General features: G+C 35.4%; 17 protein-coding genes. 9 read left to right on the top strand and 8 right to left on the bottom strand.

What is annotated here, in order from left to right; all coding sequences use genetic code 11:
* Window positions 1–269 precede the first annotated feature (269 nt).
* From QS62_RS07440 to QS62_RS07460, 5 genes are all read left to right on the top strand, one after another.
* Window positions 270–2,135, top strand: a complete 1,866-nt coding sequence (locus tag QS62_RS07440) for a PTS mannitol transporter subunit IICBA (protein ID WP_066108172.1) — start codon at window positions 270–272, stop codon at window positions 2,133–2,135.
* Window positions 2,136–2,190: 55 nt separating this feature from the next.
* Window positions 2,191–3,345: a mannitol-1-phosphate 5-dehydrogenase gene (locus tag QS62_RS07445; protein WP_066108174.1), complete on the top strand. Its 1,155-nt coding sequence runs from the start codon at window positions 2,191–2,193 to the stop codon at window positions 3,343–3,345.
* 20 nt (window positions 3,346–3,365) lie between these two features.
* The gene (locus tag QS62_RS07450) at window positions 3,366–3,869 is read left to right on the top strand and encodes an MltR family transcriptional regulator (RefSeq protein WP_066108177.1); all 504 of its coding nucleotides are present in this window, start codon (window positions 3,366–3,368) and stop codon (window positions 3,867–3,869) included.
* Between the two features lie 341 nt (window positions 3,870–4,210).
* On the top strand, window positions 4,211–5,599 hold the full coding sequence (locus tag QS62_RS07455) for a glycoside-pentoside-hexuronide (GPH):cation symporter (RefSeq protein ID WP_066108182.1): 1,389 nt from the start codon (window positions 4,211–4,213) through the stop codon (window positions 5,597–5,599).
* Window positions 5,600–5,617: 18 nt separating this feature from the next.
* Window positions 5,618–6,571, top strand: coding sequence for a glycoside hydrolase family 43 protein (locus QS62_RS07460; RefSeq protein ID WP_066108185.1), 954 nt, complete (start codon window positions 5,618–5,620; stop codon window positions 6,569–6,571).
* A gap of 80 nt (window positions 6,572–6,651) precedes the next feature.
* Here QS62_RS07460 and araC read toward each other — a convergent pair whose 3' ends face one another.
* The 4 genes from araC to QS62_RS07480 form a co-directional block, all read right to left on the bottom strand.
* Window positions 6,652–7,539 carry an arabinose operon transcriptional regulator AraC gene (gene araC / locus QS62_RS07465; RefSeq protein ID WP_066108188.1) on the bottom strand — a complete coding sequence of 296 codons (888 nt, stop codon included), beginning with the start codon at window positions 7,537–7,539 and terminating at the stop codon, window positions 6,652–6,654.
* 108 nt (window positions 7,540–7,647) lie between these two features.
* Window positions 7,648–9,114, bottom strand: coding sequence for an L-arabinose isomerase (gene araA, locus QS62_RS07470; protein ID WP_066108191.1), 1,467 nt, complete (start codon window positions 9,112–9,114; stop codon window positions 7,648–7,650).
* A 25-nt stretch (window positions 9,115–9,139) separates the two neighbouring features.
* Window positions 9,140–9,847: an L-ribulose-5-phosphate 4-epimerase gene (locus QS62_RS07475; protein ID WP_066108195.1), complete on the bottom strand. Its 708-nt coding sequence runs from the start codon at window positions 9,845–9,847 to the stop codon at window positions 9,140–9,142.
* 9 nt (window positions 9,848–9,856) lie between these two features.
* Window positions 9,857–11,536 carry a ribulokinase gene (locus QS62_RS07480; RefSeq protein ID WP_066108197.1) on the bottom strand — a complete coding sequence of 560 codons (1,680 nt, stop codon included), beginning with the start codon at window positions 11,534–11,536 and terminating at the stop codon, window positions 9,857–9,859.
* A gap of 274 nt (window positions 11,537–11,810) precedes the next feature.
* Between QS62_RS07480 and QS62_RS07485 the strand changes: the two genes are divergently transcribed.
* The 3 genes from QS62_RS07485 to araH all read left to right on the top strand — a co-directional run bounded on the left by QS62_RS07485 (window position 11,811) and on the right by araH (window position 15,400).
* Entirely contained in the window at window positions 11,811–12,833 is a 1,023-nt protein-coding gene (locus QS62_RS07485; protein WP_082966155.1) for an arabinose ABC transporter substrate-binding protein, read from the top strand.
* A 67-nt stretch (window positions 12,834–12,900) separates the two neighbouring features.
* The gene (araG, locus tag QS62_RS07490; RefSeq protein ID WP_066108200.1) at window positions 12,901–14,403 is read left to right on the top strand and encodes an L-arabinose ABC transporter ATP-binding protein AraG; all 1,503 of its coding nucleotides are present in this window, start codon (window positions 12,901–12,903) and stop codon (window positions 14,401–14,403) included.
* A gap of 22 nt (window positions 14,404–14,425) precedes the next feature.
* The gene (gene araH / locus QS62_RS07495) at window positions 14,426–15,400 is read left to right on the top strand and encodes an L-arabinose ABC transporter permease AraH (RefSeq protein ID WP_066108203.1); all 975 of its coding nucleotides are present in this window, start codon (window positions 14,426–14,428) and stop codon (window positions 15,398–15,400) included.
* A gap of 142 nt (window positions 15,401–15,542) precedes the next feature.
* Here the strand turns inward: araH and torD are convergent, their stop codons facing one another.
* From torD to QS62_RS07515, 4 genes are read right to left on the bottom strand one after another with little or no spacing between them, the layout of a single operon-like run.
* A complete protein-coding gene (gene torD / locus QS62_RS07500; RefSeq protein WP_066108206.1) occupies window positions 15,543–16,136 on the bottom strand; it encodes a molecular chaperone TorD in 594 nt (197 codons plus the stop codon).
* Window positions 16,133–18,601, bottom strand: coding sequence for a trimethylamine-N-oxide reductase TorA (gene torA, locus QS62_RS07505; protein ID WP_066108209.1), 2,469 nt, complete (start codon window positions 18,599–18,601; stop codon window positions 16,133–16,135). The genes torD and torA overlap by 4 nt, the downstream gene beginning before the upstream one ends.
* A 12-nt stretch (window positions 18,602–18,613) precedes the next feature.
* Window positions 18,614–19,807 (bottom strand): pentaheme c-type cytochrome TorC, encoded by a 1,194-nt coding sequence (gene torC / locus QS62_RS07510; protein ID WP_066108212.1) that lies wholly within the window; start codon window positions 19,805–19,807, stop codon window positions 18,614–18,616.
* A gap of 12 nt (window positions 19,808–19,819) precedes the next feature.
* A complete protein-coding gene (locus QS62_RS07515) occupies window positions 19,820–19,966 on the bottom strand; it encodes a periplasmic nitrate reductase, NapE protein (RefSeq protein ID WP_066108215.1) in 147 nt (48 codons plus the stop codon).
* Window positions 19,967–20,123: 157 nt separating this feature from the next.
* Here QS62_RS07515 and QS62_RS07520 point away from each other — a divergent pair, with 157 nt between their 5' ends.
* Window positions 20,124–21,065 carry an AraC family transcriptional regulator gene (locus QS62_RS07520; protein ID WP_066108217.1) on the top strand — a complete coding sequence of 314 codons (942 nt, stop codon included), beginning with the start codon at window positions 20,124–20,126 and terminating at the stop codon, window positions 21,063–21,065.
* Window positions 21,066–21,082 lie beyond the last annotated feature (17 nt).

Raw genomic sequence — 21,082 nt, forward strand, 5'->3', positions numbered from 1 at the left:
CTACACCGATTTATTTCAAAAGAAAAAATAAATTTGTATCTTTTTTAGCCATAGCTCTTATAGGTTATTTTTAATACCGCAATAATGTGATCTAAATCACACAAAAAATCAAATACATACAATATTGTGATATAAATCACATTTATTAAAAAGTTGTAAAAAAATTTTATTTGAACTACATCACATTTTTGAGATCAAAAATTTCTCGTTTTTAAAACTATGTGTTAATTTTTGCACGAAATTTCTTCTCCATTATTGAGGATCAAATTATGGCTTCTACACAAACAAAATTACGCATACAAAATTTTGGTCGTTTTCTCTCCAATATGGTAATGCCAAATATCGGGGCATTTATCGCTTGGGGATTTATCACCGCACTATTTATTCCAACTGGTTGGATTCCTAATGAAACTCTAGGAAAACTTGTTGGGCCAATGATCACTTACTTACTACCATTATTAATCGGTTACACTGGTGGACGTTTAGTAGGTGGCGATCGTGGCGCTGTTGTTGGTGCAATCACTACTATGGGTGTTGTTGTCGGTTCAGATATCCCAATGTTTTTAGGTGCAATGATTGCAGGCCCGCTTGGTGGTTTCGCAATCAAAAAATTTGATAAATGGGTAGATGGCAAAATCAAAAGTGGTTTTGAGATGTTAGTAAATAACTTCTCAGCAGGCATCATCGGTATGATTTGTGCATTAATTGCATTCTTAGCCATTGGTCCAGCAGTAAAAACATTATCTACTGCACTCGCAGCAGGCGTTGATGTTCTTGTTAAAGCAAATTTACTACCATTAACTTCACTTTTTGTTGAACCTGCAAAAATCCTATTCTTAAACAACGCAATTAACCATGGTATTTTCTCACCATTGGGTATTCAACAATCACAAGAATTTGGTCAATCTATTTTCTTCTTAATTGAAGCAAACCCAGGCCCAGGTTTAGGTGTGTTACTTGCTTATATGTTATTTGGTAAAGGTTCTGCAAAACAAACTGCAAGTGGTGCTGTAATTATCCACTTCTTCGGTGGTATTCATGAAATCTACTTCCCATATGTATTAATGAATCCACGTCTTATCCTAGCAGTTATCGCTGGCGGTATGTCAGGTGTATTAACACTTACTTTAACTCATTCTGGTCTTGTTGCTCCAGCTTCACCAGGTTCAATTTTTGCTGTATTACTTATGACGCCAAAAGCTTCTATGTTCGGCGTAATTCTTGCTGTCATTATTGCTTGTGCAGTGTCATTCGTAATCGCATCATTCTTCTTAAAACTACAAAAAACGGAAGGTTCTTTAGAAGAAGCGACAGCGCAAGTTAAAAATCTTAAAGCTGCACCAACAGCAAATGTGAATCATGTTGAAATCAACTATGCTGGTTTGAAAAAAATCTTTGTTTCTTGCGATGCAGGTATGGGTTCAAGTGCAATGGGTGCAAGTATGCTTCGTAAAAAAGTGAAAGAAGCTGGCTTACCAGTTGAAGTAGCAAACTGCGCTATTAACGACTTACCTGAAGATGCCCGTTTAGTTATTACCCACCAAGATTTAACTTTACGTGCTAAACAACATGTTCCAAATGCAGTACATCTTTCATTAACCAACTTCTTAGATAACAAATTCTATGACAGCTTAGTTAATGAATTAAAAGCAGAACTTAATGCAAAGCCAGTACAGGCAACAACTGAAAGTGCGACGAAAGAAACTTTCGCCTTAGCTGCTAACCAAGTATTTTTAGGATTAAGCGCAGCAACTAAAGAAGAAGCTATCCGTTTTGCTGGTGAACAACTTGTTAAAGGTGGTTTCGTACAACCAAGTTATGTTGAAGCAATGTTAGAACGTGAAAAACTTGTATCTACTTATCTTGGTGAAGGTGTCGCGGTACCTCATGGTACTATTGAAGCAAAAGATGCTGTATTGAAAACCGGGATTGTATTCTGTCAATATCCAAATGGTGTTCGTTTCACTGATGAAGAAGATGGCGTAGCAAAATTAGTGATTGGTATTGCTGCACGCAATAATGAACATATCCAAGTGGTATCTGCAATTACCAACGCATTGGATAGCGAAGAAGCAATCAACACTCTCACTACTACAGGCGATGTAGAAAAAGTGTTAGCATTACTTAAAGGTTAATATGAAGTAAGAACGTAGTGTAACCACTACGTTCTTTTTATTTAGGAGAATTAGAATGAAAGCATTACATTTTGGTGCAGGTAATATTGGACGTGGTTTTATTGGTAAATTACTTGCTGATGCAGGTATCCACGTTACTTTCGCTGATATTAATGAAACGGTAATCAATCTATTGAATAAACAACAATCATACTCGGTAAAAATTGTTGGTGAAGGACAAAATAAAATCGAGATCGTCAAAAATGTTGATGGACTCAATTCAGCTAATCAAGATCAATTGTTAGCAAAAATTCAAGAAGTCGATCTTATCACTACCGCAATCGGCGCAGGTGTATTAAAAATTATCTCTAAATCATTAGCGCAAGGTTTATTGGCACGTATCCAACAAGGCAATACCAAACCATTAAATGTGATTGCTTGTGAAAATATGGTTCGTGGAACTACCGCCTTAAAAGAACACATTTTCACGCATTTATCCGAAGATGAACAAAAACTCGTTAGTCAATATGTTGGCTTTGTTGATTCAGCCGTCGATAGAATTGTGCCGCCAGTAGAAGCTAATGCAGAAGATCCATTACAAGTCACAGTTGAAGAATTTAGTGAATGGATTGTCGATGAAACTCAATTCAAAGGCGAAATTCCTAATATTCCAGGTATGGAACGTACTGATAATTTAATGGCGTTTATCGAACGTAAATTATTCACACTCAACACTGGACACGCTGTAACAGCTTATTTAGGTAAATTAGCTGGCTATCAATTTGTAAAACAATCAATTGATGACGAAAATATCAAGCAACAAGTAAAAGCAGTAATGCAAGAAAGTGGTGCTGTATTAATCAAACGTTATAATTTCGACCCAGCAGCTCATACTGCTTATATCGAAAAAATTCTAAAACGTTTTGCAAACCCATACTTACAAGATGATGTTGATCGTGTTGGTCGTGAACCTTTACGCAAACTCAGCTATAATGACCGCCTTATCAAGCCATTACGAGGTACTTTGGAATACCAATTACCTCATAGCATGATTTGTAAAGCAGTAGCCGCAGCATTATGTTACACCAACGCTAATGATCCACAAGCCGTAGAACTGCAGCAAACCCTTGCAGAACAAGGCGTTATTGCAACTTTAACTAAATATACTGGCCTTGACGACCAAGCGATTTTTGCTGAAATTGCACAAGCATATGCTGCATTAAAACACTAATTGTTTAGGAAAGGGTCTAAATGATCGAAGAAAAACTTAATGAAGTTACCACTGCACGCGGTTTAATTATTGCAGCAGTAACCATTTTTGATGAAGCGATTGATCATTTAATTAATAAGGTTTTTCGTAAAACAGATTTTGTGGTTGAATCCGTTATTGAATCACTCTTTGAACATTCAGGCCCTTTATTCGACTTTAAAATACGTCTTAAAGTACTTTTAGGCTTAGGCGTTATTTCCAAAGAAATTTTTGAAGATATTAATGCCTTTATCAAATTAAAGGAAATTATTAACAATCAAGAACAAGAAGCCTCTTTCAGTGATCCTATGTTCTTGAAATTTATCCAACAGTTACATTGCATTAAAGAATCTTTATTTATAAAAGATCCTATTCCCGATCCTAAGGCAACAGATTCACTATTAGAACAAGTCAAAATTATCCGTTGGGAAAAAATGATTCGTTCCTATTTAATTCTTTCTATTTTGCATATTAATGAAGCGCTGCAAATAGAGAGTCCTTTGTAATCCATTCTACTATCCAGCAATATATTCTTGTATATTCTCAGCATATTTAGCAAAGTTTTTATGTTGAATAGAAGATTGCCTATATTTAGATTATTGCATTATTCCGCATAGATTGGCTGAATATATGGACTATTCTGCCGTTCATTTTTTCTGTGATCTAGATCTCTTTTTTTCATTCCCTATTTTCTTAGGATAACCCTCGAAAATAATTCGCGAATTAATTACTAGGCTGTTCAATATTATTTTTATCTAAGGTAGCAAAATAAATATCAGTACATACAACTGATATTAATCTTTAGCCATTCCTAATGATAAAAATATGATCTACTAAGGATATTTTTATGGATCAAAATAAACTTTCAATAAAAGAAAAAATTGGCTACGGCATGGGAGATGCTGGATGTAATATTATTTTCGGCGCCATCATGTTATTCGTGAATTATTTTTACACCGATATTTTTGGTCTAGCTCCAGCATTAGTTGGTGTATTACTACTATCTGTCAGAATTATTGATGCAATCACCGACCCTATTATGGGTGCCATTGCTGATAGAACACAAAGTAAATATGGTCGTTTCCGTCCTTATTTATTATGGATAGCATTTCCTTACGCTTTGTTTAGTGTGTTAATGTTTACAACTCCTGATTGGAGTTATAACAGTAAAGTGATTTATGCTTTCGTCACTTATTTCCTTTTATCCATTACTTACACCGCAATTAATATCCCTTACTGTTCTCTTGGTAGCGTGATTACTAACGATCCAAAAGAACGTGTTGCTTGTCAATCTTATCGTTTTGTTTTAGTTGGTATCGCAACATTATTACTCTCACTTACATTATTACCAATGGTGGAATTTTTTGGTGGCGATGACAAGGCTAAAGGTTATCAAATCGCGATGACTATTCTCGCCTTTATTGGTATGTGTATGTTCCTTTTCTGTTTCGCGACAGTACGTGAACGTATTCGTCCAGCTATTCCAACCAATGATGATTTAAAAGCTGATCTTAAAGATGTTTGGAAAAATGACCAATGGGTAAGAATTTTACTGTTAACACTCTGTAATGTTTGCCCTGGTTTTATCCGAATGGCAGCAACTATGTACTATGTTACTTGGGTAATGCAACAAAGCGCACATTTTGCAACTTTATTTATTAGTCTAGGTGTTGCAGGAATGATGGTAGGCAGTATGTTAGCGAAAGTATTGACTGATCGCTGGTGCAAATTAAAAGTCTTCTTCTGGACTAATATTGTATTAGCAATCTTTTCATGTGCATTTTATTTCTTAGATCCTCATGCCACAGCATTAATCGTCGTACTTTATATCTTATTAAACATCCTACATCAAATCCCATCACCATTACATTGGTCATTGATGGCAGATGTTGATGATTATGGTGAATGGAAAACTGGAAAACGTATTACCGGCATTAGTTTCTCTGGTAACCTATTCTTCCTCAAACTTGGACTTGCTATCGCTGGTTCTATGGTAGGTTTCCTTCTCTCTTGGTATGGCTATGACGCAAGTGCCACAGCCCAAAGCGAATCTGCGCTCAATGGTATCATGCTACTATTTACAGTAATTCCTGGTATCGGTTATCTCATTACTGCTGGTGTAGTAAGACTCTTAAAAGTAGATCGCGAATTTATGAAACAAATTCAAATCGACTTAGAAAAACGTCGTAATAATTATCAAGAACTTAACGAATTGCATACACATAAAGCTATTTAAACCAGAGGTATTACATAAATGATTACCTATCCAAATCCATTTATTGAACAACGTGCTGATCCCTTTATCTTACAAAAAGATGGTTATTATTATTTTATTGCTTCAGTGCCAGAATATGATCGTTTAGAAATACGTCGTGCTGATTCATTACTAGGTTTACGCGAGGCAATTCCTACCGTAGTTTGGCGTAAGCCTGCATCTGGCCCTATGAGCCAACTCATTTGGGCACCTGAATTGCACTATTTAGCAGGAAAATGGTATATCTATTTTGCGGCAGCACATACTCAACAGCTAGATCACCTTGGTATGTTCCAACATCGTATGTTTATACTTGAATGCAGCGATGCAGATCCTTTAACAGGCACTTGGATCGAGAAAGGGCAAATGAAAACTCATTTTGATACTTTTGCATTAGACGCTACCACATTTTCTCATCAAGGCAAACAATGGTATCTCTGGGCGCAAAAAGATCCTAATATTCCAGGGAACTCTAATTTATACCTTTGTGAAATGGAAAATCCATGGACACTAAAAGGCTCGCCTATGATGCTTAGCCGTCCAGAATATGATTGGGAATGTCGCGGTTTTCTAGTTAATGAAGGACCTGCAGTATTGAAACATGGGGATAAACTATTTATTAGTTACTCCGCCAGTGCTACTGATGAAAATTATTGTATTGGCTTACTCTGGATTGATATTCATGCAGATCCTTATGACATCACTAATTGGCACAAATCACCAACACCTGTATTCCGTACCAGTTATGAAAATCATCAATATGGTCCAGGACATAATAGTTTTACCAAAGATAGTCATGGTGAAGACGTTTTAGTGTATCACGCACGTAATTACACTGAAATTGTTGGAGATCCACTCTATGATCCTAATCGTCATACACGTTTAAAATTAATTAAATGGGACGAAAATGGAATGCCTAATTTTGGTATTCCACAACCAGATACAACGGCATAAAGTTATCCACAAAAAAGCCCTGCTCTCTTTGCAGGGCTTTTTCAACATTATTTACTACTAAGCTAAAAATATAAATACTACTAAATCAATTCATCTTTTAACTCTACTTCACTATTTTCACTTCTATTTTCTACAAAACTCTCACGAAATACTTTAGGGCTCACGCCAACTTTCTTCTTAAAAACCCTTGAAAAATATAGAGGATCTGTAAATCCGACATTACGTGAAATAGCACCAATCGGTATATTAGTTGTAAATAACAGCTGCTTCGCATAATTAATTCGCTGATCATCCCGCCATTTTAAAATGGACATTCCCATTTCCTGACTAAATAAATGAATCAATCGAGAAGGTGATAAATATACATGAGCGGCAATTTCATTAATACTATAATCTTGTTTTATATCATCCATCATATAATTAATCGCTTGCAAAATTCTAGCATCAATTTTTCTTGAAAAACTTGCTGGTTGCAGACGCTTACAACGAATTAACAATTGTTCTAAATAATTTTCTGCTAATTCTGTAGAATAAGATTGTGTCGATTTACTTTGTTCCTCAACATCAATAAATAATTTTTCAATACAGTGATAAGATTGCTGATCAATATTTCTGGTTAAGAAAATTCCATCAATATTTTCTTCCCATTGCAAAAAGTCTTTCCAATATCCTCTTGGACGGAAATAAATCCAACGGTGATACCAACTCTCCATTTCTGGATGGCGTTGATAATTATGTATAATATGTGGTGGAAATAGAATTAAATCGCCTTTTTTTACTGAGAAATATTCTTTTCCTGAATAAATATATCCCATACCTTGTGTAGTAAGATTTAATATATATCCTTTCATACCATTTGGTCGATCAATAATAAAATCCAGTATTTCACCTTGATGAATAGGTGTTAGCCCTGCTACCAAATGCAGATCAAATTTATATCCAGGCAATAAAGGATTATTATTTTCCATAATAGACAAACCTTCCCAATAATATGATTTAACTAAACAACAAAATGCATTTATCAGTAATTACTGATAAATGCATATTCTATACAAAATTAGGATGATGTATTGTTTTTATTTTAAAAGACGTTTGAACTCACGAATTTTTGTATCTTCATCAATAACTACCATCTCAACATTAGCAATGTCGGCAAAATTATCCAACATTTCTTGTGTAACTGCTTGAGAATAAGTTGAGTGGTGAGCTGCACCAGCATAAATCCACGCTTCCCCAGAAACAGCAAGATTTGGTAATGGCTTCCATAATGCTCTTGCTACTGGGAGATGAGGCATATCTTCTGGCGGAGTAACAGTTTCAAGATGATTACTCACAAAACGGAAATGATCGCCTAAATCAATTAAAGAAAGATTGATCGCTCTACCCGCTTTTCCAGTAAACACAAGACGAGCAACATCACATTTACAACCTATAGTATGCAAATGAATTTCAAGACGAGGGCGAGCTGCAGCAATTGAAGGACAAACTTCTAACATATGGGCACCAAGCACCTGATCTTCTGCAGAGAAATGATAGGTATAATCTTCCATAAATGAAGTACCACCAGGTAATCCTTTAGTCATTACCTTCACTATTCGGGTCATTGCGGCTGTTTTCCAATCTCCCTCACCACCGAAACCATAGCCTTTATCCATTAAACGTTGTGTCGCTAAACCAGGAAGATTTGTTAATCCAACAAGATCTTCAAAATTATTAGTAAATGCCTTACAACCTTTTTCTTCTAAGAAACGTTCTAAACCAAGTTCTAAGCGAGCTTCTTGTTGTAAAATTTGACGTGATGCTGGTGTTGTTAGCAGCTCTTCTGCAACTTCATATTGTTGGCAATACTCTTCAATAAGTTTCTCAACATCTTCATCACTAACAGCATTTACGACTTTTGCTAAAGCACCAACACTATAAGCGTTAACCTCAAAACCAAATTTGATTTGTGCTGAAACTTTGTTACCTTCTGTCACTGCAACTTGACGCATATTATCGCCAAATCTAGCAACTCTTAAATTCTGAGCTTCATTCCAACCAATCGCTGCACGTCCCCACTGATCTAATGCATAGTGCACAGTAGGATTTTTCCAATGCCCTACAATAACTTTTCTATTAATACCTAAACGGGTACAAATAAAGCCAAATTCTCTATCGCCATGTGCACTTTGATTGGTATTCATAAAGTTCATATCAATACTATTCCATGGCAAAGCAGCATTAAATTGAGTATGCAAATGGACAAATGGTTTATTTAAACTTTGTAATCCTTTAATCCACATTTTTGCTGGCGAAAATGTATGCATCCATAAAATAATACCGACGCAATTTTTATCATTATTTGCTGCTAAACAAAGATCATAAATTTCAGTTGGGCTTTTTGCTGTTCCTTTATAAACGATCGGCATGGAAATTTGTTGGCTTTGGTTAAAATTCGCCACGATTTCTTGGCTATCTTTATCTACTGTGGCAAGCACCTCTTCGCCATATAATGTTTGTGAACCAGTGATAAACCATAATTGTTGTTGATAAATTTTTTGCATAAATGTCACCTTTTATCTTGCTCTGTCATTTTTGTCCATAATAGGCATCGCTACCATGTTTTCTAAAATAGTGTTTATCAAGAATATGTTGATCAATTCTTGTTAACTCTGGATTCAGTAATTTGCTAAATAAAGCCATCTTGGCCACTTCCTCTAAGACCACTGCATTATGTACCGCATTATCAGGTGAATTACCCCAGGCAAACGGCCCATGCTCGCTGACCACAATCCCTGGAATAGCTAAAGGATCTTGTTGTTGAATAGTTTCAATGATCACTTTCCCTGTGTTTTTCTCATAGGCTTCTTTGATTTCTTGCTCTGTTAATGCACGACTACATGGAATATCGCCATAAAAATAGTCCGCATGTGTTGTTCCTAACGCAGGAATTGCTTTTTTCGCTTGCGCCCAAACTACCGCGTAAGGTGAATGTGTATGAACAATGCCCTTGATCTCTGGATATTGGCGATAAAGTTCTATATGCGTTAATGTATCTGAAGATGGTCGTAATTTACCTTCAATCACATTACCATTGAGATCCACTACTACCATACTGTCTGCGGTCAACTTGTCATAATCAACGCCACTTGGTTTTATCACCATAAATTGACGATCTTCGGTAATCCCTGAAACGTTTCCCCATGTAAAAGTAATCAATTTATATTTAGGTAATGCCATATTGGCTTGATAAACCTGTTCTTTTAAATAACTGATTTCATAACGATTAAAAGTCATAACGTTGTCCTATTTCTCAGTTTGAGCCGCAGTTGCCATAATAATTTCTTCCATATAATTACCAAACATAAGATATTGTTCATATCTTTCTCGGTAATAACGGCTTCTTTCTCTATCTGGTTGATATACTTTGATAAATTTACTTGACATCGCCTTTTGAGCGCTAATGCTATCGGTATAAACACCAGCAGCTAATGCAGCGAAAATCGCAGCACCTAATGCACAACATTGGTCTGATTTAACAACGGCAATTTCCGTTTCCATCACGTCACTACATAACTGCATAATACTTGCTGATTTTTTTGAGATACCACCAATAGCGATAATGCGTTTAATCGTCATCCCTTGATCTAAAAAGCAGTCATTAATAGCTTTTGCACCAAACGCTGTTGATTCAACTAAACAACGAAAAATATCTACAGCATTGGTACCCAAGTTCATATTGACGATCGCCCCTTTTAAATGTTGATTAGCAAAAGGTGTTCTACGACCATTAAACCAATCTAACGCTAAAACATGGCTATCAGAATGATGTTCAATCAACTGGGAAAGTGTTGGTAATAAAGAAGAGGAAATATCCTGTAATTTTTCCTTAAGTTCAGGATATTTTTCTGCACCTAACTGAAGAGGCCACGCTAGTAATCGTTGATACCACGCATATACATCACCAAAAGCTGATTGTCCTGCTTCCAAAGCGACAAAGTCAGGTAATGCGCTACCTTCTACTTGACCACAGATACCTTCAATGAGTTTTCCTGTAACATCTTCTCTTTTCACCATCAAAATATCGCAAGTAGATGTACCTATTACCTTCACTAAATCATTTTCTCTCGCTCCGGCACCGACAGCTCCCATATGACAGTCAAAAGCCCCAACAGCAACACTAATGCCAATAGGTAAGCCTAATTTTTCCGCCCATTGTTGGTTCAATTTTCCTGCTTCTTGATCTGAGGTATAGACTTGTTTTGAATAATGCGCACGTAATGATTTTAAGGTTGGTGAGATCGCGGTTAAAAATTCTTCACTTGGTAAACCATCCCAATCAGCATGCCATAATGCTTTATGCCCTGCTGCACAGACACCACGTCGAATTTGATTTGGTGCAATATTTCCGGTCAATAATGCTGGTACCCAATCTGCTAGTTCTACCCAAGTATATGCAGCCTTAGCAACTGCGCTATCTTGTTCATTAATATGAGCAATTTTTGCCCAATACCATTCTGAAGAATATACGCCACCAACATATTGCGTATAATCTGGAAACTCTCCCGAATGGGCTAACAGATTAATTTTTTCCGCTTCATCTATTGCAGTATGGTCTTTCCATAAAATAAACATAGCATTTGGATTTTCAGCAAATTCCGGTTTTAATGCCAATACCACACCATTTTCATCTACCGGAGCTGGTGTCGAACCTGTTGTATCAACACCAATACCAATAATATTATTTACAATGTCCTTGTTTACTGAAGATAATGCCTGTTGTACAGCTGATGTCATCGCATCAATATAATCCTGCGGATGATGACGAAATTGAGATATCTTTGCATCAGAATATTTCCCTTCCATCCATCTAGGATAATGACAAACACCACTGCCTAATTCATTCCCATTTAATACATCAACAATTAATGCCCTAATAGAATCTGATCCAAAATCTAATCCTATTACATATTTATTCTCTTCCATTTTTATAGTCCCATTAAGCTATTAATGCAGACCAAATAATCGGAATTTATCCCTATTTTTTCTATATCTATTTCTGTTATTAATATGGAATTTATTGCTATTAATTTTTTACTAATTTAAATAAAAAACCTTACCAAATCTCTCATAATTAATTTAATGGCTAAATATATGGACATTTAGGTCATAAATTTTTTTTGTGATCAAGCTCACTTAAAAAAAATATTTTTTTATGAAAAATGAAGCCCGACTATTTAATCACCATGAGGGAAATATCATGAAAAAAAGAACCTTTTTAAAAAGTATTTTAGCTTCTAGTTTACTTCTAGGTAGCTTATCTATTTCTATGAATGCATCTGCAGCACTTTTTGGTAAAAGTGATAATGAAAAAGTAAAAATTGGTTTCTTAGTTAAACAACCTGAAGAACCATGGTTCCAAACTGAATGGACTTTTGCTGATAAAGCTGGTGCAGATTACGGTTTTGAAGTGATAAAAATCGCCGTTCCTGATGGTGAAAAGACATTAAATGCTATTGATACTATCGCAGCTTCTGGTGCAAAAGGCTTTGTTATCTGTACCCCAGATCCAAAACTTGGATCTGCCATTATAGCCAAAGCGAAAGGATACGATCTCAAGGTGATTACTGTTGATGATCAATTCCTTAATGCTAAAGGTGAACCTATGGAAGATGTGCCTTTAGTGATGATGGCTGCAACTGATATTGGCCGCCGCCAAGGTGAAGAACTTTATAAAGAAATGCAAAAACGTAAATGGGACATCGCTGAAACCGCAGTGATGGCTATTACCGCTGACGAATTAGATACCGCTCGTCGTCGTGTTCATGGTTCGATTGAATCCCTCACTAAACTAGGTTTCCCAGCAGAAAAAATTTATCGAGTACCTACCAAGACCAACGATATTCCGGGTGCATTAGATGCGGCAAATTCCTTATTAGTACAACACCCTGAAGTGAAAAAATGGTTAATTGTTGGTATGAATGACAATACTGTATTAGGTGGTGTACGCGCAACAGAAGGACAAGGTTTTAATGCAGATAACGTCATTGCCATCGGTATTAATGGTACTGATGCGAAAAATGAACTTGCTAAAGAAAAACCTACTGGCTTCTATGGTTCTTTATTACCTAGCCCAGACGTTCATGGTTACCATACTGCTGAATTACTCTACAAATGGATTACAAAAGGTGAAGCACCAAATCCAACTCACTTAGAAGTATCTGATGTCGTGTTATTAACACGTGAAAATTATAAAAAAGAGTTGGAGAAAAAAGGTCTATAACTTTATTAAATTCATTTCCTCTATTTCCAGTATTGAATAACTGGAAATAGAGGTAGCAGGAGGGAATATGAATGATAAAATTAAATTATTAACTTTCCATAAAATAAGCAAAATATTTCCTGGAGTAAAAGCACTTTCTAATATTACTTTTGATGTAAAAGCTGGAAGTATTCACGCATTAATGGGTGAAAATGGTGCAGGAAAATCGACACTCTTAAAAATATTAAGTGGATTATATCAACCTGATGAAGGTGAATTAAGATTAAATGATGTCCCTATCGTAAATAATAATACAGCAAAGGCATTAAAGAATAGAATTGCGATTATTTATCAAGAATTAAATCTTATTCCAGAATTAACTGTTGCTGAGAATATTTATCTTGGCCAATTTCCAATAAAAAATGGTTGTGTTGATAAAAAACTTTTAAATCAAAATGCTAAACAAATTTTATTACGTTTAGGTGAAACTATTTCTCCTGATACTCCATTGAAAGAGCTATCTATTGGGCAACGACAAATGGTAGAAATTGCGAAAGCACTCAGTAGAAAAGCACAAGTTATTGCTTTTGATGAACCAACAAGTAGTCTTTCTAATCGAGAAATTCAAAACTTATTTAAAGTTATCCGCGAACTTCGTGATAGCGGTTGTATCATTATTTACGTCTCACACCGTATGGAAGAAATCTTCTCTTTATGTGATGCCATCACTATTTTTAAAGATGGTACACATGTGAAAACTGAATATGATATTCATCAACTGACTAATGAAAAATTAGTGAGCTTAATGGTTGGTCGTAATATCAACGATATTTATCACTATACATCTCGTGAATATCAAGGGCCTGGTTTATTTGTCAAAAATCTAAAAGGGGCAAAACTCTCCTCAGAAGTATCATTTTCCGTACAAAAAGGAGAAATCTTAGGATTATTCGGATTAGTTGGAGCTGGTCGTACCGAACTATGCCGTTTGATCTTTGGTGCTGATCCAAAACAACAAGGTGAAATCTTTTTTGAAGATCAAAAATTACAAATCAATAGCCCTAAAAATGCTATCAGTTATGGTATCACTTACTGCCCTGAAGATCGCAAAGCCTGTGGTATCGTGCCAATTCTATCGGTAAAAGAAAATATTAATATGAGTGCTAGACCAAATCATTTAAGTCTAAACACTTTTATCCAAGAAGACTGGGAAGATATTAATGCTAAAAAACAAATCGCTGCATTGAGAGTTAAAACCCCATCAGAATACCAATTAATCGGTAACTTATCAGGTGGTAACCAACAAAAAGTGATCTTAGGTCGTTGGCTTTCATTAAATACCAAAGTGATCATTTTAGATGAACCAACAAGAGGTATTGATGTTGGCGCTAAATCAGAAATCTATCAATTTATCTACGAACTTGCGAATAAAGGCGTCTGCGTCATTATTATCTCCAGTGATTTACCTGAAGTTTTAGGCTTATCAGATCGCCTATTAGTGATGAAAAATGGGGCAATTACTGGGGAATTAGCTAGATCACAATTTAGTGAAGAAGCTGCTCTTAAATATGCAATGCTAAACAAAAATTAAAGAATTACTGAGGAGAAAGTTTATGGCTACCGAAACCCTTACGCGTACTCACAACAATTTTAATTTATCTCGCTTTTGGGATAAATTTGGCATGTTATCTATTTTTGCCATCATTTTTATTATTTGCCTATTATTTATTCCTAACTTTTCATCTTTCGTCAATATGAAAGGACTTGGCTTAGCCATTTCTATGAGTGGTTTAGTCGGTTGTGGAATGATGCTTTGTTTAGCAGCTGGTGCATTTGACCTTTCCGTCGCATCTGTTATCGCCTGTTCTGGTGTAGTCTGCGCTGTCGTCATCAATGCAACAGGAAATGTTCTTGTTGGCGGTATAGCTGGAATTGCTATGGGAATCATCTTTGGTTTAATTAATGGATTTATTGTTGCCAAACTAAATATCAATGCATTTATCACTACACTTGCTACTATGCAAATTGCTCGTGGTTTTGGTTATATCATCTCTGATGGTATTGCAGTCGGTATCAAAGAAGAAAGCTTCTTTGCTCTTGGTAACACTAATATTTTTGGTATTCCTGTACCTATCTGGTTAACTATTATTGCTTTTATTATCTTCTCAATCTTATTAAATAAAACATTATTCGGTCGTAATGTTCTCGCGATTGGTGGTAACGAAGAAGCTGCAAGATTAGCCGGTATCAATGTAACCAAATACAAAATTATTATCTTCACTATTTCTGGTTTAATGGCAGCTATTGCCGGTGTTGTGTTAGCAGCCCGTATGACTAGTGGTCAACCAATGACATCTATTGGTTTTGAATTAACCGCTATTTCTGCTTGTGTATTAGGCGGGGTCTCTTTAAATGGTGGGATTGCAAAAGTTTCTTATCTTATTGCGGGTGTACTTATCCTTGGTACCGTCGAAAATGCGATGAACTTATTAAATGTTTCACCATTTGCGCAATACGTTATTCGTGGTTTAATCCTTATCATCGCTGTTATCTTCGATAAATATAAAAATATTTTCATCAAAAATTAAATTTCTAACTCTAGCTCCTAAACTAAGCCTGGTTTACCCATTTCAAATGGGTAAACCTTTTTTATTTCACCAAACTCCGCCAAAACGCATTCACCAGATTTTTTAGCCCATAAACCTAAAAGAATAAACCTTAACTATCGATTTAAATCAAACCTGCGTCTTTTAACAAAAGGTGATGCAATATTTTCAATAATGGTTGATAAAAATGGAATTTTGTTTGTATTTGTCCTATTTTTTCTAGTAGTAACTCAAACCATACTAAAATGTGTTGCCGAATAAATAGCTCTTGCTCATCAATGGAACGTTGCTCAATCAATTTAATTAATAATTCTAGATGTACGCAAAGATGATCTGCTGGTTCTTTGAGATCTTGATTAAGTTGCAGATGAAAACTTGCTAGCAGATGATCTAAATACTGCAAATGTTGCTCTAATACCTCTTTGTCTAAATATACTGAAGCATAGGGTACTGCACTGATAGTACTGTCTAGTAAAAACAATTGTGCAAAATCAGCTGCTAATTCTAAATAAGCAAATTTATCGTTAGACAAATCTCTTAATACTTGTTTAAGCTCTATAATCTCTTCAGCAAATCCCTGATTAGTGAGAAAACAGAATAAATCATCAAACGTTCCTGTCTGATATGCTAATAATTGTTGTTGGGATAACTCTTGGCTTAACAAACTATTAAGCCAAGTATAGAGAAATAGACGTTCTTGCGTTGATAATTGCATCATAATGCTACTTCAATTGCTCCAGTGAACCCATTTGGCATAGGAGCAACACCAGTAAATTTTTCAATATTTACTAAACAGGTATTCGCAGATACTGCCTGTGATAATTTAGATGTTCCTATATCTAATGTCATCGTATTAGGATCGCCATATGTATCAATAGCACCAATCTTTTCATCCAATGGTGAATACCAAGCACCTTCTTGCAAACGTACTACGCCTTCAGCAAAATTATCGGATAGATGAGCTCCTACAATAGCTTGTCCGCGCTCATTATAAATCCTAACCAGATCACCATGTTTAATACCTAATTTTTCAGCATCTTTTGGATTCATAAATAAAGGTTCTCTTCCTTGAATACTATATGTTTCACGTAATTCTTTTGCTTCACATAACTGTGAATGTAAGCGTTTATCTGGATGAACAGATTGTAACCAAAACTTATACACCTCTGATTTAGGGCCACCATGTGAACGTTCCATCTTTTCAAACCACATTGGGTGGCCTTTACAATCATCATAATTAAAATTAGCGATAGTATTACTATAAATTTCAATAAAGCCAGATGGTGTCCCCAAGGCATATAATTCAGGATCTTCACGAAAATCTGCATGACGTACCCAAGGTTTACCTTTTGGAAATAAGACATATCCTTTCTGCCAAAATTCTGCAAAAGGAGGCATTGCAAACTTACCTTTATTCTCATTACGACAATCTTCGTAAAGTTTTTCTACCCACATCATTTCATCCATATTCCGACAATACTCTTTTTCCTTTCCGAATCGACGACACAAATCTTTAAAAATTTCAAAATCGGTTCGAGATTGATATAACGGATCAATTAACTTATGCATAGCAATCACACCACGATTACTATAAGAACCATATCCATCAATATCATTACGCTCAAAAGATGTACAAGCAGGTAATACAATATCTGAGAAACGGCAAGTTGCGGTCCAGCTATAATTGATAGATACAATAGTTTCCAAGTTTTGGAAGCCTTTTTTCATTTTGTTCCTATCTGAATGGCGATGCCAATGATTACAGCCACTAAAAATAGCCATTTTAAATGGCGCATAAATAATTTTTTTACCATTACATTCAATACTTGTGCCTGGATTCAATAAGGCATCCGTCATTCTGGCACAAGGAATTGTTCTACTATACCCCTTATAATCAGTGTTGTTATATTTTGGTGTTTGTCCTTCATCCACATTTAAAGGAAACGAGCCAGGCATCGCTGCTCCGGATGCTGGGATACCAATAGAACTATAATGGTGGGCAAAACTAATACCACCTCCAGCTAAACCTATTTGTCCTAACATAGCTGCCAATACCGTTCCCATCCAATACGGTTGTTCACCATGTTGCTGACGCTGAATTGCCCACCCAAAAATCAGTTGAGTACGCTTACCAACTAACATTCGGGTAAACTCTCGAATTTTATCTGCTGATATGCCACAGATTTTTTCTGCCCATTCTGGAGTTTTTGCTATTTTATCTTCTGTCTTACCAAGTAAATAAGGTACAAACTTATCAAAACCTACGGTATACATATCAATAAACTTTTGATCATATAATTTTTCTGTATATAAAACGTAGGCAATCGCCAGCATGAACGGTACATCTGTTTGTGGGTGAATATACTGATATGAACAACCTAAATAGTTTTGCGTTTTACTTTTAACAGGATCCACACAAACAACATTAATCCCTTTCTCTTGTATTTTTTGTTTTAATTGTTCTAAATATTCATATGCTTCATGAGTTTCGCAATTCCAGCCAACTTGTAAGTTCTTAATAGGATCACTTGCCCAGAAAATAATATTCTCACTCTCTTTTAAAATAATTTCCCAAGAAGTCCCTTGTGAATAGACTTCTGTTGAACCTAGCACATAAGGCATAATGACTTGCCCAGCTCCTGCAGAATAATCTCCCGTCGTACTGACACTATTACCATGCATACTTATAGCCCGAATCATATGATTACCACAGCTATGAAATTGCCCTGTTGATCGCCAACCGACTGCGCCGGTATGTAATGCCCAAGGACCATAATTTTTTTGTACTCGTTCTAATTCTTCATAAAATAAATCTAATGCTTCATCCCAAGTGACTCGTACAAAACGATTATCTCCTCGTTGTGATGTATCACTCTTTTCACGTTTTTTTAACCAATCCAAACGTACCATTGGATAACGGATACGAGCATCACTATAAATCAATCCTTTAATACCATTAATCATTTCTGTTGGGTATTTATCGAGCTCGAAAGGTTTTATATCAATGACTTTTCCATTTTTCACTTGCGCTCTAATTGCTCCCCAATGTGAACCAGTTATTTTCCACTCAGAAATATTTTGTTCTTCAGCAAACACACTTCTCGATACAAGAAAATTTGGAGAACCTAACACAGCTGCCATAACTGACATATTCTTTAAAAACTGACGACGTGACTGTTCCATTAATTGTTCCCCTTATTTATTCCCTTGTTCAACTTCTTGTTTTTTATGTGATTGAAAGTCTGAAGAATGTAATTGCAAATAACGTAATACTTCTTTACTTGTTGCCTTATCCATATTGGTAAAACCAACCATACCATTAAATAATCCAATCCATGAATTCGCATCGAAATGCGCGACATCTGGTTGTCTATGGCAAATACTACATTGTTCTTTATAGGTATTTTCTAATGTATTCCAGACCGTATTAATATCTTCGATTAAAGATGATTTAGGTATCCATACTTGAAGTTTTATATGCTGCCAAACGAGACTGGTTAACGGATCTTCTTTACTTTCTATTACTTCAAATTTGGCATTTTGCATAAAGTCTTTTGTCATGATTGCATCTACAATATTCTTGCCAAATGCGTTATACCAAATACGACCAAATCCTTTCGCCTTTCTCCACATATACAACTCAACTAAATCAGCCTCTTCACCCGATTTTATGAATGTTACTGGTACAGCAGTTTCCAATTGACCAATATGCTGACTTCTCTTTTCATCAAAAAATAATTCTGTTTTGCCTTTAGTGTAATAGGTGTTTCCTTGATTTAAGGATGTAATCACTAAATTCTCAAACTTAGAAACAGTAATATTATTTTCATTCTGCACTGGTTTGTGATGAGCGATGCCCTTATGACAATCCATACAGCTTTGATTACGTTCTGCCGCTGGTTTCATTGCTTTTTGAGCAGCTAACGACATATTTTCAAAATTCATCCGCTCATAGCTATGGCAGTTTTTGCACTCCTTAGAACCATTTGCTGCAAATCGCTTCCATTCTCTTTCTGCCATTTCTAAACGATGTTTCTCGAAACTCCCTTCCTCTTTGTATTTTCCCATTAATTCAGCTAATACTTCTCTACTAGCCTGCATCTTCCTCGCAAACTTAGCGGTTTTATCATGAGGTAAGTGACAATCAGAACATGTCGCAGTAACACCTGCGGTATTTGACCAATGTGGACTATTCTTTAATTCATTGAATGGTTGTTGCATTGAATGGCAACTGATACAAAATTCTTCTGTACTCGTCGCATCCATGACATCATTAAATTTTTGCCAACTAATAGCACCTGCAATAAACCCCAATACGACTAATATTCCCAAACCAATTTTATGTGATGGTTTAAGAAAAAAATCTTTTATTAATTTTATAACTCTCATTTTTTTACTTCATCAAGCAGTTGGTAATCCAATAACAAACATTTGTAATAGCCAAACAATAAAACCATATGCACCGACACAAGCCACCATCAACAAAGGTAAAACAATGATGGCTAATATTAATGCCCTGGTTAAATCAAATAGAGAATCCCTAGACATAGCGCTCCCACCTAACCCAAAAAATCTTACATATTGTAGAGAAAATGCTTAGACTAAAAAGAAACTAAAATTCCTTTTTATGGTAAAATCGTACCATTTTTAAATAATGTGCCACTTATAATTAATTACGAATTCCTTTATTCGGGATAAATGTGTTATGCAATTAAAGAAATTACAGATTGATGAGAACTTTAAAGAAACTATTGCTTATAATGATAATGCGATACCCGTTTCAACTTGTGTATCTTACTTTGACGAATATTTTCAACGCCAATGGAACTATCATTGGCACGAAGAGCTTGAATTCGCAATCTTACTGAGTGGTTGTGTTGAATATACAATTTATGACGAAACACAAAAAACAACACCAATTACTTTATTACCTGGTGATGGCATTTTTATCAACTCTGGTAGACTTCATAGTGCAAAAGCATTAACAACAGAAACGATTGTTGCCGATTTCATTTTGCCAATTACTTTTTTTGATGCTAAACCGTTCCAGATTTTCTCTAAAAAATTATTATCACTCGTCATAGAATCTGATACATCTTTTCTATTTTTTGAACACCAAAAACAAGAGGACAAAATCATTCTATCTTCCATACAAGAATTATGTGAAATTACAGAACAAGAGAACTGTTTTGAATTACATTGCATTGAAATGGTTTGCCGTATTTGGCGTTTAATCACAGACAAAGTTTTGACTTCATCTACTGTTCAAATCACCTCTTCACACAAAAAACTACAATTACAACGTTTAAAAAAAATGCTGTCCTACATTCACAGCCACTACAATCACTCTTTTACAATTCAAGATATGCTTAAATATACAGGGATTAGTCGTTCAGAATGCTTTCGTTGTTTTCAAAATATCTTAAATAAAACACCGATCCAATATATTCGTGAATACCGACTATCAATGGCAATGATGCTACTGGCTAACACCACTAGAACACTATCAGATATTTCTTTCTCTTGTGGTTTCCAAACGCCAAGTTATTTTGGAAAAGAGTTTCGTAAGCAATATGGATCTACCCCTAAAACTTATCGAGAACAACTAAAATCAAGAACAGACAAAGAAATTAATCTTAAAAGTTGAGTTTTTATATTTAAACT

Source organism: Gallibacterium salpingitidis (assembly GCF_001678495.1).
Taxonomy (GTDB): domain Bacteria; phylum Pseudomonadota; class Gammaproteobacteria; order Enterobacterales; family Pasteurellaceae; genus Gallibacterium; species Gallibacterium salpingitidis.